Source organism: Rhizobium sp. P28RR-XV, from assembly GCF_012641385.1.
Lineage (GTDB): Bacteria > Pseudomonadota > Alphaproteobacteria > Rhizobiales > Rhizobiaceae > Rhizobium.
Map to the genome: position 1 here is coordinate 195189 of NZ_JABAIG010000007.1, position 14374 is coordinate 209562.

The 14374-nt window shown below is 57.6% G+C and carries 17 protein-coding genes; 5 read left to right on the forward strand and 12 right to left on the reverse strand.

Translation table 11 applies throughout. From position 1 onward, the window contains the following. Window positions 1–97 precede the first annotated feature (97 nt). Window positions 98–712 (reverse strand): TetR/AcrR family transcriptional regulator, encoded by a 615-nt coding sequence (locus tag HGP12_RS16625; protein ID WP_168879316.1) that lies wholly within the window; start codon window positions 710–712, stop codon window positions 98–100. A 155-nt stretch (window positions 713–867) separates the two neighbouring features. Between HGP12_RS16625 and HGP12_RS16630 the strand changes: the two genes are divergently transcribed. The 3 genes from HGP12_RS16630 to HGP12_RS16640 are packed head-to-tail and all read left to right on the forward strand — an operon-like array spanning window position 868 to window position 2680. Next, on the forward strand, window positions 868–1518 hold the full coding sequence (locus HGP12_RS16630; protein ID WP_168879317.1) for a peroxiredoxin-like family protein: 651 nt from the start codon (window positions 868–870) through the stop codon (window positions 1516–1518). Between the two features lie 38 nt (window positions 1519–1556). After that, entirely contained in the window at window positions 1557–2363 is an 807-nt protein-coding gene (locus tag HGP12_RS16635; RefSeq protein ID WP_168879318.1) for an SDR family NAD(P)-dependent oxidoreductase, read from the forward strand. 14 nt (window positions 2364–2377) lie between these two features. Further along, window positions 2378–2680, forward strand: a complete 303-nt coding sequence (locus tag HGP12_RS16640) for a putative quinol monooxygenase (RefSeq protein ID WP_168879319.1) — start codon at window positions 2378–2380, stop codon at window positions 2678–2680. A gap of 59 nt (window positions 2681–2739) precedes the next feature. On the opposite strand, the gene HGP12_RS16645 is transcribed toward HGP12_RS16640, so the two are convergent. Next, entirely contained in the window at window positions 2740–3486 is a 747-nt protein-coding gene (locus HGP12_RS16645) for an alpha/beta hydrolase (protein WP_205926492.1), read from the reverse strand. A gap of 199 nt (window positions 3487–3685) precedes the next feature. Here HGP12_RS16645 and HGP12_RS16650 point away from each other — a divergent pair, with 199 nt between their 5' ends. Next, a complete protein-coding gene (locus HGP12_RS16650; RefSeq protein ID WP_168879320.1) occupies window positions 3686–4384 on the forward strand; it encodes a thioredoxin family protein in 699 nt (232 codons plus the stop codon). 249 nt (window positions 4385–4633) lie between these two features. On the opposite strand, the gene HGP12_RS16655 is transcribed toward HGP12_RS16650, so the two are convergent. The 4 genes from HGP12_RS16655 to HGP12_RS16670 form a co-directional block, all read right to left on the reverse strand. After that, a complete protein-coding gene (locus HGP12_RS16655) occupies window positions 4634–5338 on the reverse strand; it encodes a glutathione S-transferase family protein (RefSeq protein ID WP_168879321.1) in 705 nt (234 codons plus the stop codon). A 75-nt stretch (window positions 5339–5413) separates the two neighbouring features. Further along, entirely contained in the window at window positions 5414–5827 is a 414-nt protein-coding gene (locus HGP12_RS16660; RefSeq protein WP_168879322.1) for a CopD family protein, read from the reverse strand. Between the two features lie 6 nt (window positions 5828–5833). Further along, window positions 5834–6574 carry a haloacid dehalogenase type II gene (locus HGP12_RS16665; protein ID WP_312862909.1) on the reverse strand — a complete coding sequence of 247 codons (741 nt, stop codon included), beginning with the start codon at window positions 6572–6574 and terminating at the stop codon, window positions 5834–5836. A gap of 11 nt (window positions 6575–6585) precedes the next feature. Next, window positions 6586–7977 (reverse strand): 50S ribosomal protein L11 methyltransferase, encoded by a 1392-nt coding sequence (locus HGP12_RS16670; protein ID WP_168879323.1) that lies wholly within the window; start codon window positions 7975–7977, stop codon window positions 6586–6588. A 191-nt stretch (window positions 7978–8168) separates the two neighbouring features. On the opposite strand from HGP12_RS16670, the gene HGP12_RS16675 reads away from it, so the two are divergent. Further along, on the forward strand, window positions 8169–8570 hold the full coding sequence (locus HGP12_RS16675) for a hypothetical protein (RefSeq protein WP_168879324.1): 402 nt from the start codon (window positions 8169–8171) through the stop codon (window positions 8568–8570). 160 nt (window positions 8571–8730) lie between these two features. Here the strand turns inward: HGP12_RS16675 and HGP12_RS16680 are convergent, their stop codons facing one another. From HGP12_RS16680 to HGP12_RS16705, 6 genes are all read right to left on the reverse strand, one after another. Continuing rightward, entirely contained in the window at window positions 8731–11352 is a 2622-nt protein-coding gene (locus HGP12_RS16680) for an MGH1-like glycoside hydrolase domain-containing protein (RefSeq protein WP_168879325.1), read from the reverse strand. Window positions 11353–11404: 52 nt separating this feature from the next. Beyond that, on the reverse strand, window positions 11405–11599 hold the full coding sequence (locus HGP12_RS16685) for a DUF2934 domain-containing protein (protein ID WP_168879326.1): 195 nt from the start codon (window positions 11597–11599) through the stop codon (window positions 11405–11407). Between the two features lie 545 nt (window positions 11600–12144). Further along, on the reverse strand, window positions 12145–12351 hold the full coding sequence (locus HGP12_RS16690; protein WP_168879327.1) for a hypothetical protein: 207 nt from the start codon (window positions 12349–12351) through the stop codon (window positions 12145–12147). Next, window positions 12348–13118, reverse strand: a complete 771-nt coding sequence (locus HGP12_RS16695) for a hypothetical protein (protein ID WP_168879328.1) — start codon at window positions 13116–13118, stop codon at window positions 12348–12350. Before HGP12_RS16695 ends, HGP12_RS16690 begins: the two co-directional genes overlap by 4 nt. Next, complete coding sequence (locus HGP12_RS16700; protein WP_168879329.1) at window positions 13118–14215, reverse strand: Rieske (2Fe-2S) protein; 1098 nt, start codon at window positions 14213–14215, stop codon at window positions 13118–13120. Before HGP12_RS16700 ends, HGP12_RS16695 begins: the two co-directional genes overlap by 1 nt. Next, entirely contained in the window at window positions 14212–14373 is a 162-nt protein-coding gene (locus HGP12_RS16705) for a hypothetical protein (protein WP_168841563.1), read from the reverse strand. The genes HGP12_RS16700 and HGP12_RS16705 overlap by 4 nt, the downstream gene beginning before the upstream one ends. Between the last annotated feature and the right edge of the window lies 1 nt (window position 14374).

A 14374-nucleotide genomic window follows, 5' to 3' on the forward strand; every position in this document is an offset into this window, starting at 1 on the left:
TCGGAAAGCAGACAGGATTCGTTACAGGAGATGTCAGAATTTTTTCGCTGTTGAGATAAAGTTGTGGGCGGGAGATCTCGTCTAGTGCGGCATTCAATCATGATCGAGCGGCTTCCAATTGCTTTGTCGCATTGGGTTCGAGCAGCGCGAAGACGGGCTGGATCAGCCCCTCTAGCAATTCCTTTTCAGGCCGGGTACGCGCAAGAACCCGGATGCCAAGCAGGCTTCCCAGTAGCGTGCGCGCGAGATTGGTCGCGGGGTGCCGGTTACCGATGCTTCCGTCCTCCTGCCCCCTCTGAACGCAGCGCAGGAAAAATCCCTCGACCTGGACGAGAACGTCCGCGACCACCCGTTGAAACTCGGCGTCGTGCGGCGCGACTTCGAGGGCGGAATTGACAAGCATGCAGCCCTTCCGCTTGGAATCGCTCAGGGATCGTTCGATGATCTCGGAAAAAAAAGCGTCGATCGCCAAGCGGGGGGACTTCGTTTCGAACCGCCCGACGCGATCGACAAAACTCCGCTCTACATAGAAATCAAGTGCCCGTCGATAAACGGCCCGCTTATCCCCGAACGCGTTGTAGACGCTGGCGGTCGTGAGCCCCATGGCCTCGGCAAGGTCTCGGATCGATGTCGCTTCGTACCCCCGTTCCCAGAATTGCTCCACTGCCAACTCCAGCACTTTTTCTTCATCGAACTCTCTTGGCCGGGCCATGCATCGTCTCTCGGAAAATTGATTACGCCAGCAGCATAGCCGCGAACTTTCGGAGATACATTTTATAACGATTGATTTAAAACGCAATCATGCTCCGATCACGGATGCGCGTTTCCGATGGGCTTGCGGCCCAAAATTCACAAGGGTAAGCGGTGATGGGTCTGGAGCAGGAGTTCGCTGACTTTAACGCAAAATTCGAGGCGGGGGCATCTGCCGGTGCCGCGGCGTTTCTGAATGCAAAGATCGATGAGCTGACGGCGGTCTTTCCGTTCGATCGCGTCCTGAAGCCCGGCGATCTTGCTCCTGAATTCGCCCTGCCCGGCGCCACCGGCGAGACGATCTCGTTACTGGAGACGCTCGCCGGCGGCTCAGTGGTCTTGTCCTTCTACTGTGGTGCCTGGTGTCCCTATTGTAACATTCAGCTCGCAGCATACGAACGGGCGCTTCCGGCGATCTCTGAAGCAGGTGGATACCTTATTGCCATTTCGCCACAGAAGCCGGACGGGTCCTTGATCATGGCGCAAAAGAATAATTTGACATTCGAAGTGCTCAGCGACGCCGGAAATGTGGTCGCGAGGAAGTTCGGGCTCGTCTACAAACTATCTGACGACCTCGTGTTGGACTTTCCGTCGTTCGGCGTCGATCTCACCGCCATCAACGGCGATAACAGCTGGGAGCTGCCGATAGCCGCGACGTTCGTGATCGGTCGCAACGGCCGTGTGCGGCTTGCCAACCCTGAAACAGATCAGCGCAAGCGACTGTCTCCGGAGGCGATCGTTGACGCATTGGTGGCGGCTGGCGTGTGAGCCCAAACTGCATCCAAAGAGGGAACGAGACGAAGAGCATGAATCTCGAAGGAAAGCGTGTTCTGATCACGGGTGGCTCGAGTGGCATCGGCTTGGCGATCGCGCGGGCCATGCTGGCAAAAGGCGCGAGGGTTGTTGTCACGGGCCGCAATGGGAAGCGGCTGGCGGAAGCGGTCGGGAGCCTCCAAACGGGCGGTTTGCCCGCTACAGGGTTCGTGGCGGATGCAGCGACGCGACAAGGTCGGGCTCTGACCCTGCAGGAGGCAACGGAAATCCTCGACGGACTTGATGTGCTGGTGAACAACGCCGGCGGCGTTCGGGCCGGGCGTCTGGAAAACATGGCCGAGGAGGAAATAAGGACGATGGTCGAGGTTGATCTCGTCGCGCCGATCCTGCTGACGCAGGCCGCTCTTCCGCATTTGCGTGCGTCAGGCGATGGACTTGTCGTCAATGTGACTTCCGGAATCGCTCTGGTGGGCGCGCCGTTCTATACGGCCTATGCCGCCGCGAAAGCGGGGCTCTCAAGATTCGGCGAGGCTTTACGGCGAGAATTGAAAGGCGAAGGGATCCACGTTCTGACACTCTATCCCGGCGCAACCGATACGCCGATGATGAGAACCTCCAGAGCCGCGTCGGAGCTTGGCTTCACGCGAGAACCGGCGAGCGCCGTCGCCGATGCCCTGATCGATGGCATCGAGGCAAACGTCTTCGAGGTGATCCGCGGAGGGGAAGCGCGCGCAAAGATGATTGCCGCCAATCGCGACTATCCGGCGACAATCGATGAACGCTTTATGACGATGAAACCCGCGCTCGAAGAGGCGGTCAGCGACCACTTTGCACTCTAGAAGAGGAGACGACCATGACCAAAGTAGCTCTGTTTGTGCAGCTGAAGGCTAAAGCTGGAAAGGAAGAGGAGGTCGCCGCGTTTCTGAAAGGCGTGCAGGCGCTCCTTCAGCAGGAGCCGCTGACCGTTGCGTGGTTTGCGGTTCGCTTTGACGCCTCGACATTCGGTATATTCGACGCTTTCGAAGCCGAAGAGGGACGCCAGGCACATCTCAACGGGCAGATCGCAGCTGCCCTCATGGCAAAGTATGACGACCTATTCGAAGGTCCGCTCGACATCAGGCAGCCTCAAGTCCTTGCCGACCGGTTACCCGGCTGAGACGCTCGCGGCGAAGCCGGGTGCCCGCCCGGCTTGGTATCGTGGGGACGCGGGGTCGATCAACGACGCGGGAAGGCACCATCGAGAAAGGCCATCACATGCTTCCAGTTTTCGGAGGCACCCTGTGGATCTTTGTCGATCCTAAGCGTCGATGATCCGTGGACGCCGTTGTGCGGAACATATTGAACCGCTCTATGATCCGGTACAGCCCGCGCCAGCGCTTTCGCGCTTAAAATCTCATCATTGTCCGGCGCGGACGTGATGAAAACCGGAATGGAGAGCTTTGCGGCTTCTTTCTCGATGGAATAGCCCGATATGTATTCGCCCGGCGAAAATGCAAGCAATGCCTTTACCTCGGGATGCCTTGCAGCAGCGACGAACACCAATGCCGAGGAATAACTTGATCCCCAGAGAGCAATGGGACCGGAATGTTGCGCATTGCCATAGGCTATGGCTGCCTCCAGATCCGGCAAAGCGTCCGCGTATCCGGCGCCAGCCTTTGTTTTGGCTGCGGTCTGATTGACACTGCCCCAAAGATCGCCACCAGAGCGCTGGTCGATCGCAAGCGTGGCGAACCCCGCCCTATTGAGAACAGGCGCCAGGGGTGCATACTCCTGTCTGTTGGACCCTGCCATATGGAACAGCAGAATGGTAGCCCTCGGCTTACCCTCGGGGCGCTGGAATTCGCCATATATTTTCACACCATCCTTCGCATTGAAGGAGACTGGTTCGGCGAAGGCTGGCATGGCCAACGCGGCACAGATCGCTGTCGTCGTGCCCAGAACGATGGATCGGAACGGAATCATGGTCTCTCCCATAGAAAATTGTGATGACCCAACACATACGCAGGCGGTTGCCCAGTCGTTACGATGGAGCCAATCACTGTTTTGTCATCGCGATTTGACGGATCACGAAGATGTGACGCTGTAACTTTATCGCTGGCTCGAGCGAACTCCCTTTAGACCGCCCGGATTGCCTGGTGCGGCCTCGGTTAGGAGCATCACCATGGATAAACCCGGCAGGATCGGCGGATCGATCCTCATGTCCTTGTTAACGGCCGTTGCGGCAACTCCGGTTGCGGCGGCTGACTTGCAGCCGAAAGTCGTCGAACTCTTCACCAGCCAGGGCTGTTCGTCTTGTCCTCCAGCAAACGCCAACCTGATCAAGATGAGCAACCGGAAGGATGTGCTCGCTTTGAGCTTCTCGGTAACCTACTGGGACTATCTCGGATGGAAAGATACTTACGGGAGACCTGAATTTACCGAGCGTCAAGTCGCCTACGAGCCCGCCTTGAAACAAGCCGGTCCTTTTACGCCGCAGATGGTCGTCAACGGTGCGTCCACGGTGGTCGGAAATGATCTGTCCGAAGTTGAAAAACTTCTTGCCCAAGCAGCTCCTCTGAAAGGCCCGGCTCTGGCGTTCAGCGGAGATCACATCGAAATCGGTGCGGGCGCTGAACACGCAAATGCCGACGTCTGGCTGGTGCGATATGATCCCCAGGTCGAGGCCGTGCCGATCGCGCGAGGAGAAAACGAGGGAGCAACATTGCAGCATACGCATGTGGTCCGTCGACTGGATCGGTTGGGCACATGGGACGGCAGCAAGACCTCATTCTCCCTGCCCAACAAGGTCGCGAGATTGAAAACCGCGGTACTCGTACAGCGCCCCGAAGGTGGCCCGATCCTGTCGGCGATCACTGACTGACGGAGTGACCAGACACACTTGAAAGGCCGGCCGCCGGAACAGAAAAAGAGCGAGCGACCGGCCGGGCGACTTGGTGGGAGTATCATGGCTCGCTAGGAGCGGGTGCCTCCAGCTTTATCTCAGACTTCGTGTCGACATTGGAGGCGATTGCAAGCAGCTCCTCCACCGTGATCGTGACCTTCTGACGATCTGGCGCGCATGTCGGCAAGGCTAAATCCTCAGTTTCCGATCCGGCAATCCCCGCGTCGCTTATACTGTGGGCGGATAATTCGACGGAAAGAGAGCTCTTCTCGTTTCCTCGTCGTTTATCCGCTTGAATGCATGATCCTTTCCCACCGCGCGAGCGCGAGCGACCGCTGGACGCGCGTCGACTGTGCTAAAGAGGCGTTTCAGGTTCGGATATGTCGCAAAAGGATCTTCCGTCCCCTTAAGCACCCTCGACGCCCGGTCCAGCCATCCCCAAGCCGACATGTCGGCAATCGTATATCCACTACCGACCAAAAAGGACCGTCCTTCCAGATGGTCATTCAACACCTGATAGTGGCGTTCCGCCTCACGCCGATAACGGTTGACCGCATAGTCGAGCCCTTCTGGTGCAGAATGCTGGAAATGCACCGCCTGACCGGAAAAGGGCCCGAGGCCAGTCGCTAGAAACATCAGCCAGGAGAGCAGTTCTGGCCGGTCTTCCGGCGAACCCAAAAACTGACCGGTCTTCTCAGCGAGGTAAACAAGGATTGCCGTCGAATCAAAAACCCGGGTCTCATTGCCACTAGGTCCGTCTGTATCGATAATCGCCGGCACCTTGCCGTTGGGATTGATCGACCGAAACGCCGGCTGATGCTGCTCTCCCTTGCTGGTATCGACGGGCACCGTCTCGTAAGCCAGCCCCGCCTCTTCAAGAAAGAGCGCGACTTTAGCGGGATTGGGTGTGGGATGAAAATAAAAGCGGATCATTTGCGTCTCCTGTGTTTGTCACTCTTTATGCGCCGCGTTCGATCTATCTTCGCCACCGCGCGGTCGGCTGCCTCATCAAAAGGGCTTGGCGATCGCTAGCCAGTCGACCACCGCAAAGGCCAGAAGGATTGCAATTGGCGCCCTCCGGTAGAGCGCGATTGATCGTCGGCTCTGGAGAAACCGCTTCAAGGCCGATCCTTGGAAAAGGTGCATGCCGGTTAGAAACGCAGCGGGAACCAACTTGAGCAAGAGCCAGGATGAACCGGTCCAACCCGCACCGAATGCCATCGTCAAACCTGCCATCCAAACCACCGCGAGTGCCGGCGTCGTTACCAGGCCGTCCCACCGCAGAAGGTATTCGCCGAATCGCCGGGCGGCCATGTCGCCCGGCATGATCGCGAGGATCCGCAGTGCAAATGCCATGGCAAGCATTCCGCTGATGAGGAGAACGACGGCAAAGACATGAACCGCTTTCACATAGAGATACATTAGGCGTCATGCCCCCGGGCTTTCAAAGATGTGCGGAATTTCCGCCAGCGAGCGCACGGTTAAATCCGCAGTGTAATTCAAGGTCTCGGCCCGACCGCGCAGAAGGTCGAATAGAGCGCGCTCGTCGACCCGCCGGCGCATGGCCTTGTCGCGATCTCCCGAACGCGCGACACGAATAACCGTGAACCCAAAACTCTTCGCCCCGCAAATATCGAAGCCGTTCGAAGACACGAAGACGACCTCGTTGGGCCTTACGCCGAACGTCTCACCGACCAAGCCATAGGCGTCTGGAGCCGGCTTGAACGCTTGTTTGGTGTCGACGCTTAGCACGCGATCGAAACACTGATCGAACCCGGAGAATTTTACAAGTTCGGCAAGCATCGCGGGACTACCGTTCGACAATATTGCGCGCTTGTGCGAAATCAGCCCATCGAGACAATGTCGCGCGTCATCATAAGGCCGCAGGTGGAAATAGGCAGCGGCTATGCACTCGACACGATGTGCCGTCGCGTCCAGATGGAGCGAACGAAGCGTATAGTCGAGAGCACGCTTCGTCAGAACCCAGAAGTCCTCGTACTTGCCCATCATCGACGTGAGCCATGTGTATTCCAGCTGTTTCATTCGCCAGACGGCGGTGATTAGGCTCCCGTAGCCCGGAAACGCGGCCTCTACCGTTTGCTCAACCGATCTGATGTCGTAAAGCGTACCATATGCGTCGAAGACGAATGCCTTGATCCCTTGTCGCACCGATTTCCCTCTCACGAAAATGAGTTTGAAACGCTATCAGCCAGTAGCGGCGCCGCCATCACGATCAGGCTGTTACGGTCATGACCGACAACGACCTTGAATGTCGTCCCCTGCACGACTGAGATCGGCGCTGGAAATGGATGCAGGACCTGCAGCCATCCACCGTCTGAATAGTCGTCTGGATGGTTGGTGAATTCGATTCCTTCTGCAAGATCGATCTTCAGCCATTGCACGATGCCGGCGGCCATTCCGTTCGATGTGACGGGAATGTCGATGACGCGATATTCCCCGGCGTGAATCGGGACGGTTAGGTCGATGGTCTGCAAATCAATATCGTGCGACAGACGCTTCCATTCGGTCATCGTTCCGTGGATTGGAAGCTTATTCGGCGCGAGCGATGAAAAAGCGGAGACGTCAAAGCCAGAAACTTCGTCGACAAATGCGTATTTGCTTAAAATCTCGCTTTCCACGAGGCAACCGACCGCGGTCGCGCCTCGCGGAATGATAATCGCATCCGCGTTGATCAACCGCTTATGTGCGTCCTCGAAGGTCTCGACAACATCCTCTGCGAGAAGATCACTCGACAGGATTTCCGATACGAGGATGTCGGCCCGGCAGTCCATATCCGTGCCGACAACAAGTTCGGAAGAACTTTTGTTGACCACGACGACGCGATCGGAAAGGCCATTTTGCTCTACAACTTTTCTGGCCGTTTCGGCGATAATCGGGACAACCTCACAGGTGACGACATGCTTTGCCCCTGCTCTCGCCGCCATCATCGACAGCAGCCCACTGCCGGTCCCGATATCAAGAATTTGCGCATCCGGCCCCCGATCGGCGATCGCTTTGGCAATAGCCGCTTCGAACGCATCGTTCCGGGGAGCATCGTTCAGCATCGGAATATGCCAGAACGGCACGATGCGGGACGTCAAGCGACGAAGCTGGTGTTGCGCCAAGACGTTGCTCGGTTGATGTTGCACCAGGGCGCGGAACTTCTCCAGAGCATCATGTTGGCGATTGGCTTGGGTAAGCGCGACCGCGAGATTGTTGAGTGCGAGCATATTATCCGGGGAGCCCAGCGTTGCAGCTTCAAAACAGCTCACTGCCTCAGCCGCCTGCCCCACTTTCAGGTGAAGAGCGCCTTTTTCGAGAAGCGCGACCGGGTGGTCGGGACGAATCCGCAACAGGTCGCTCCAATATGCAATCGCGGCCTCGTACTTTCCACGCGCGCCTACCACCCCCGCAAGCAATGGTAAGATGTCCGGGATCCGGTAGCTTTGCTTCAACACTTCGACATAATACTGCTCCGCAGGTTCGAGATCGCCGGAGGCGTGGAATTTCATAGCTTCATTCAGGAATTCACGCGCCTTTGAGAAGTCCTGTTGCAAATGTTCTGCCGTCATCAAATGTCCCCGAGCGACTAGATCGATCCTCGTGCGTCTTCGCTGGCAGAACTAGTTTCGTTACAGTCGCTCGCAGAAATAATCGGAATTCGTCGCCTTCCCTGCGCCCGGATCGTCGCTCCGCCGTCCGCACACGCCTTCATGATTTCGAATCACAATCCCATTCTCTGAATTATCAAGAGATTAGCTCCGTGAATTGCGCCTATCCGGCCGCTCCCGAAGGATATCTGAACCTCTCTAACACGCTGGCCAAGAGCAAGCTTGCAGAACCGACCCACGAACGCATCGCGCTTGTCGTCGCGCAGATCAAGGGTACGACTATTGCCTTTCAGCCCATCACTACCTCGGCAAGAACCTTGCCAAGCTCGACGAAGCCGAAAACGCTGCCAACCCAAATGGTGCTTCGAACCATCCCGGCACCGATACGGCGGGGCGCTTTGCCACTGAGGTGGCACGCGAGCGCGGCCATGTCGAGGACCTCTCTGCATAGACGTGGCGCCGGCTACAGTGATGGCGAGATTATCGAAATCCTCCTTCATGTCGCTTTGAATCTGGACGAATTATCTCAACGAAATCGCCAAGACCAATATTGATTCCCAGCACGTGAAGACGAAGCCATGGCCTCCCGGGATTCCCCCTCGAGCAGGGGTGCCCGATCTGATAACGATTTGGCTCCGTTGACGACCGGCTATAACAAGGCGGCGGCCAAAACGACTTCGCGATATGCGGTCGCTCACACGGTCTAAGGTGACATTACCGCTGGATGAGGTTCGCGATAAGCGCAGTCCAGCCCGTCTGATGTGCGGCGCCAAGGCCCTTGCCGGTATCGCCGTGGAAGTATTCGTGGAACAACAGATTGTCGTCAATCACCGAATCCGACGTCAGCGAGGCGCGGCGTCCTTTGGCGTCTGCAATGAAGAGCCGTTGCAGGCGCCGACTCAGCTCGTCGGCGACGCCGGCAAGACTGAGCATCACACCCGAACCGACAGGGCATTCCACACGGTAGTCGTCGCCGAAGTAGGTGTGAAGCTTTTGCAAGGAGTCGATCAGCAAAAAATTGACCGGCATCCAGATCGGTCCCCTCCAATTCGAATTGCCTCCGAAAAGTCCGGTCAGGGACTCTCCGGGCGTATAGGTCGCGTCGAAGCGCATACCGGCAAATACGAGATCGCAAGGAGCCTTAAGATGGGCCTTCGACATGGATCGCACGCCAAAATCCGATAGAAATTCCTCCGGATCGAGCATTCGGCGAAGCAAATCTCTCAAGCGATCGCCATGCAGCAACGAAAGGAGGGCGCGTTCCCCGGATCCAGGTTCGGTCCACTTGGGAACAAGGTTTGCAAGCTGTGGTCGATGCTGCAGAAGCCAACGCAGACGTTTTGAAAATTCCGGAACCTTGTCGAGCATTGCCTGATCGAGAACCTCGACTGCAAAGATGGGGATCAGGCCAACCATCGACCTCACTGGGATCGCCTGGATTTCGCCCCCTCTCGTATGCAAAGTGTCGTAGAAGAAGCCGTCGGCCTCGTGCCAGAGGCTTTGCCCGCTGCCTGCCACGTCAGCCATTGCGCCGGCGATCGAGAGGAAATGCTCGAAGAACTTTGTCGCGACATCCTCATACACCGGATCTGTCATCGACAATTCAAGTGCAATGCGCATCAGGTTGAGCGCATACATTGCCATCCAGGCGGTGCCATCCGCCTGGTCGATCGAGGCACCGTCCGGCAGGATCTCCGAGCGATTGAACGGGCTGATGTTGTCGAGGCCGAGAAAGCCTCCCTGAAAGATATTCCGGCCCCCACTGTCCTTGCGATTGACCCACCAAGTAAAGTTCAGCATCAGCTTGTGAAATATTCTTTTGAGAAAAGCCGTATCAGCAATACCGGTAAGGCTGCGATCCGCCTGATAGACCTTCAAAGCTGCCCACGCATGAACCGGCGGATTGACGTCACCGAACTCCCATTCATAGGCAGGAAGCTGCCCGTTCGGATGCATGAACCATTCGCGAGTAAAAAGAACCAGCTGGTCTTTCGCAAAACCCGGATCGACAAGAGCGAGAGATACGCAGTGGAATGCAAGGTCCCAGGCCGCATACCAAGGATATTCCCATGTATCTGGCATGGAAATGACATCGGCATTGTTGAGATGGCGCCAGTCGGCATTTCGGCCCTTCAGCCGCTGGATTGGCGGCGTTGGCTGAGCCGGATCCCCCGCCAGCCAGATCGGGACGTCAAAATAGTAAACCTGCTTTGACCACAGCATGCCTGCGAGCGCCTGCCGATGGATTCCGCGCGCATCCGCATCACGGATACCTACCTGAACGACCTCGTAAAATTCATTTGCCTCCACGATACGCTGGTTGAAGATCGCATTGAAGTCTTCGAAAGGTTCGCTTGCAACGCCGTCCGGGCGCCAGCGCATCCGGATCTCGCGACTTCCAAGAGGTGGCAGGTCGAGAATAATATGAGCCGCTGCTTTCGTCCCGAGCCCATCGACGCTGACGGCGGTCTTCGTTGCGTTGACGACGTAGTCGTTGATGCCATCCTTGAATAGGCCCAGACCCGCCGAACCGAACAAAAGAGGCGCGTTTGTTTCGTTTTCACAAAACAGCAACTCCGCGGTACTGTCGCTGCTCCAGCGCCACGTCTTCTTGCCTGCCCGACACGCCAGCACGTCCCCGGATGCGGTCGCCTTGAGGATCGGCCGTTCGCTGCCCGGTTTCCACGACCATGTGTTTCTCGCCCAGACATGCGGCAAGACGTGGATACGTGCGGCGTGTGGTGCAGCATTCTTGACCGATACCCGCATCAAGATGTCATCCGGTGATGCCTTGGCGTACTCGACCGTGACGTCAAAAAAGCGCCCATCGGCAAAAATACCGGTGTCGCCGAGTTCATACTCCGCGTCCCACCTGGAACGCTGTCCGTTGACTCGGATCAGTTCCTCATAGGGAAACGCCCCTTGGGGGTAGCGATAGACCATCTTCTGATAGGAATGTGTCGGGGTCGCGTCGAGATAGTGATAGACTTCCTTGACGTCCTCCCCATGATTGCCCTGTTCGTTGCTGAGACCGAACAGCCGCTCCTTGAGAACCTTATCCTGGCCGTTCCACATCGCCAATCCGAGGCACCATCGCATGCTCTGGTCACAAAAGCCGGCGATTCCGTCTTCGCCCCAGCGATAGGCGCGGCTACGTGCATGATCAAAGGTCAGCGCGTTCCACGCATCACCATTGGCGCTATAGTCTTCCCGGACGGTGCCCCACTGCCGCTCCGCGAGATAGGGGCCCCACCGGCGCCAGCCGACGCCGGTCGCTATTTCGCGCAGGCGCCTGCCTTCGCTGGTTTCGAAGATCGATGAGATCGTTGAGGCCATGGTGGTCCCATGTCAATTCGGGGGTCAGGGAAACTGTCCCCCGAAAGAATTACTAGTTCGTTGCATCCGCCCCGGTCGTAATGGGATCGGTTTTGGAAATCGATCCAAGCGCATCGGCACGCGCCTTGTGCCAATGCTCGTCGGCTCGTCCTTCCGGCTGTCCATCCTCAAGCCACAGCAGATAAGCCCGCTCGCGGATGATGTCCTCGTCAATATCTCGTCTCGTCTCGTCGGCTGTTGTTTTCATGGGCGTATTCCAGATTTGCGTTTCGGAAAGTCCTCTTGAAGATCTTTCGTTTGCCAGTGAGCGACGAAAGATGGGACATCCCATATTCGCCGCCACAGCGCAAAACGTTACAGCACATCGCGTTTTTGGGTAACTCAAAGCCAAGAATCCCAATTCTACAGTCGGTGGGCCAACGCGACCCGCGGCGGGCCAGGGTTCGTCGTATTCCGTCTATGCCATCACAACGGAGTCGAACTGTCCCTTCTCATCGACAAATGGGCGTCGGCCGATCCATGGCTTTGACCGACAGTTCCATAGAACCGGCTTCATTAAGGTGCGGATGGTTGGAAAGCCGGTGGCGCGGCATCTCATCAGAGTATATGTCGGCATGGGCCAACGCGCATTTTCACGTCACCTCGACCAGATAATCGGACGTCTCACGTTCGGTGGAGAGCATAATGGCAGGACACCGCAAGCGTGATAGATGTTCGGCGGGAATGTCACGCAATCGGGTTGCATCTCACATCGCTCGGCAATGGAACAGTCATACTGATCCTTTTGGAGGCTCACATCAGCTTCGTCATGAGGGCGTTCAGGCCCGAAAGAAGTCCAATCACCACGGCGCCGAAGATTGCGTATCGCAATTCCTCGAATGGTGTCCCGTCGAGATACTCGAGCGCATACTCCCAGATGAGCACGATGACGGCGATGGCGATGGCAGCCACCAAAAGGCCAAACAGATGACGCCACATGCCCTGGACAGGCACCGTCATGCGCCCGTTCCGTTCGCAAAGCGATCGACTCTGAAGATGAAGAGATCGTCCCGACGCTCGACGCGACCTTCAAGCACAACCGGTACACTCGTCTTGTCGAGTAGCCCTGCCGGCATAGGGCCACCATCTTTCGACGCGAGCATGAAGAAAACACGGCCGTCGACCGGTGCGGTGGAGACGAAGACCGGCGGAACGCCGCCGGAAATGCAAAGATTGGCGCAGGCCTTGTGCGCGAGGCCCGTTCCGGGCTTCATTGCCCCGCCTCCGCATTTCCCGTCACAGATCTCGCCGGTCAGCCGCCATCGTCCGAGATCCTGCGGGGCCGAAATCGCAGGCGCTGCGGGACTTTGCGGGTCAGCGGCCTTCAATTCATCTCCCCCGCCCACGAGAAGCATTTCGAGATCTCCGCGCTTGACGAAGATGCCGCCAACCCTTGCCGCTTTGCCCGCAAGTGGCAACGCTCGGTCATCGACGCCAAATTTGCCGGACCCTGCCAGCATAATGGCGCGCGCAGGTGTCGTACCATTTCCAGGCACGCGCAATATCGGATAAGGTTCGACCTCCATCGTGCCAGTCAAGTGCTCGCCGTGTAGCTCGTCGGCATAGCTTCCCGCGCCGGGACTTTCGGTATTAAGAGACAAAAACACCGATGCTGATGCCATGCCGGCGAGAAAGAATACCATGAAGCCGATCATCAGCGCTCGCACATCGGACGGCACCTTCTTGAAGTACCCGACGAAAAATCCTCGTTCCCTAGGTCCTAGCATCACTGTCCACCTAACTTGGCTGAGCCAGCAACCGCGGCAAGCAACTCCGCGGGAATACGAAACGGCTCCATCTTCGTTCCAAGCGGCAGGGGCTCAGGATCGACGAGGACGCTCGAACCCTGCATTTGCACACGATATTTGCGGATACGCTCCCGGAACGGCGGCGGTGAACAGCCATCCTCAAGCCGATACTGATAGCCGTGCCATGGACATGTGATGAAACCGGCAATGACCTTGCCCTCGCCGATCGGCCCGTTTTGGTGCGAGCAGACATTCGATACGGCGGACAAACTGCCCTTTGAGCGAAAGACCGCGATCCGTTCACCGCCGGGAGAAGCGCCAATGATCGCCCTGCCCTCGGCGATCTCGGAAAGATCGCCAACGATGATCCAGGGCTCCTCCGGCGCCTTGGCGGAGGCGGCCGCATCTGCTGCCGTCTCTCGGCGCCCGGCGATCAGATGTAGCGTGCAAAGCAGCGCCAAGCCGCCAATCAGTAGCAAGCCGAGGGCAAGATCGTGACGATCGAGCAGCGCGCCGAGCGCCACATGGCAGACGATTGCGGCATAAGCGAAATAGACGCTCATGTGGATGGCCTTCCATATGGGCGGCGTCAGAAAGGAAAGCCAGAAGTCATGGCTGGTGGCCGCGAGAACAGCCAAAACGACGAGCGCGAAGACGCCAAACAGCTCGAACGGAAAGCCGACGATGCTTGTAAAACTAGTATTACTTGTAAAGAGCGCCGTCAGTTGCGGGGTTGGGCTGTAGGAAAAATACCAGCCGAAAACGTAATAGGCGTGCGTTGCCGCAACGATCGCCGTCATCACGCCGAAGTGGCGCCTGTTGTAAAGCAGCGGAATGAAGCGCGTATCGATGCGGGCGAGCGGCCCGATCGCCAGCACGATTGTAAGCATCAGCAGCGCCAGCGAACCGAAAGCGCGCATCCTCTGCGTCGGGAGATCGATATCGCGCAGCGCTAGTGAAAGCAACGGGCCGGCCTTCAGGAAAGTTAGGATGTAGATCACGATGCCGGCGAGCAGCACGCCATCGTAGATCATTTTGGTCCGGTTCCAGATGACTGGCTTGTAGGACACGCTCATGGCTGCCCTCCGCCCGCAACCTTGCCGTCGAGACGGATTGCCGGCGCGTCGGCCGGCAGTTTCGGCGCACTTGCAAAGATGATGGCAAGAAACAGTGGTAGAGCCACTGCAAGTCCAGCCCAGATCGCGGCATGGGCGCGACGATGGCGACGCTGCATC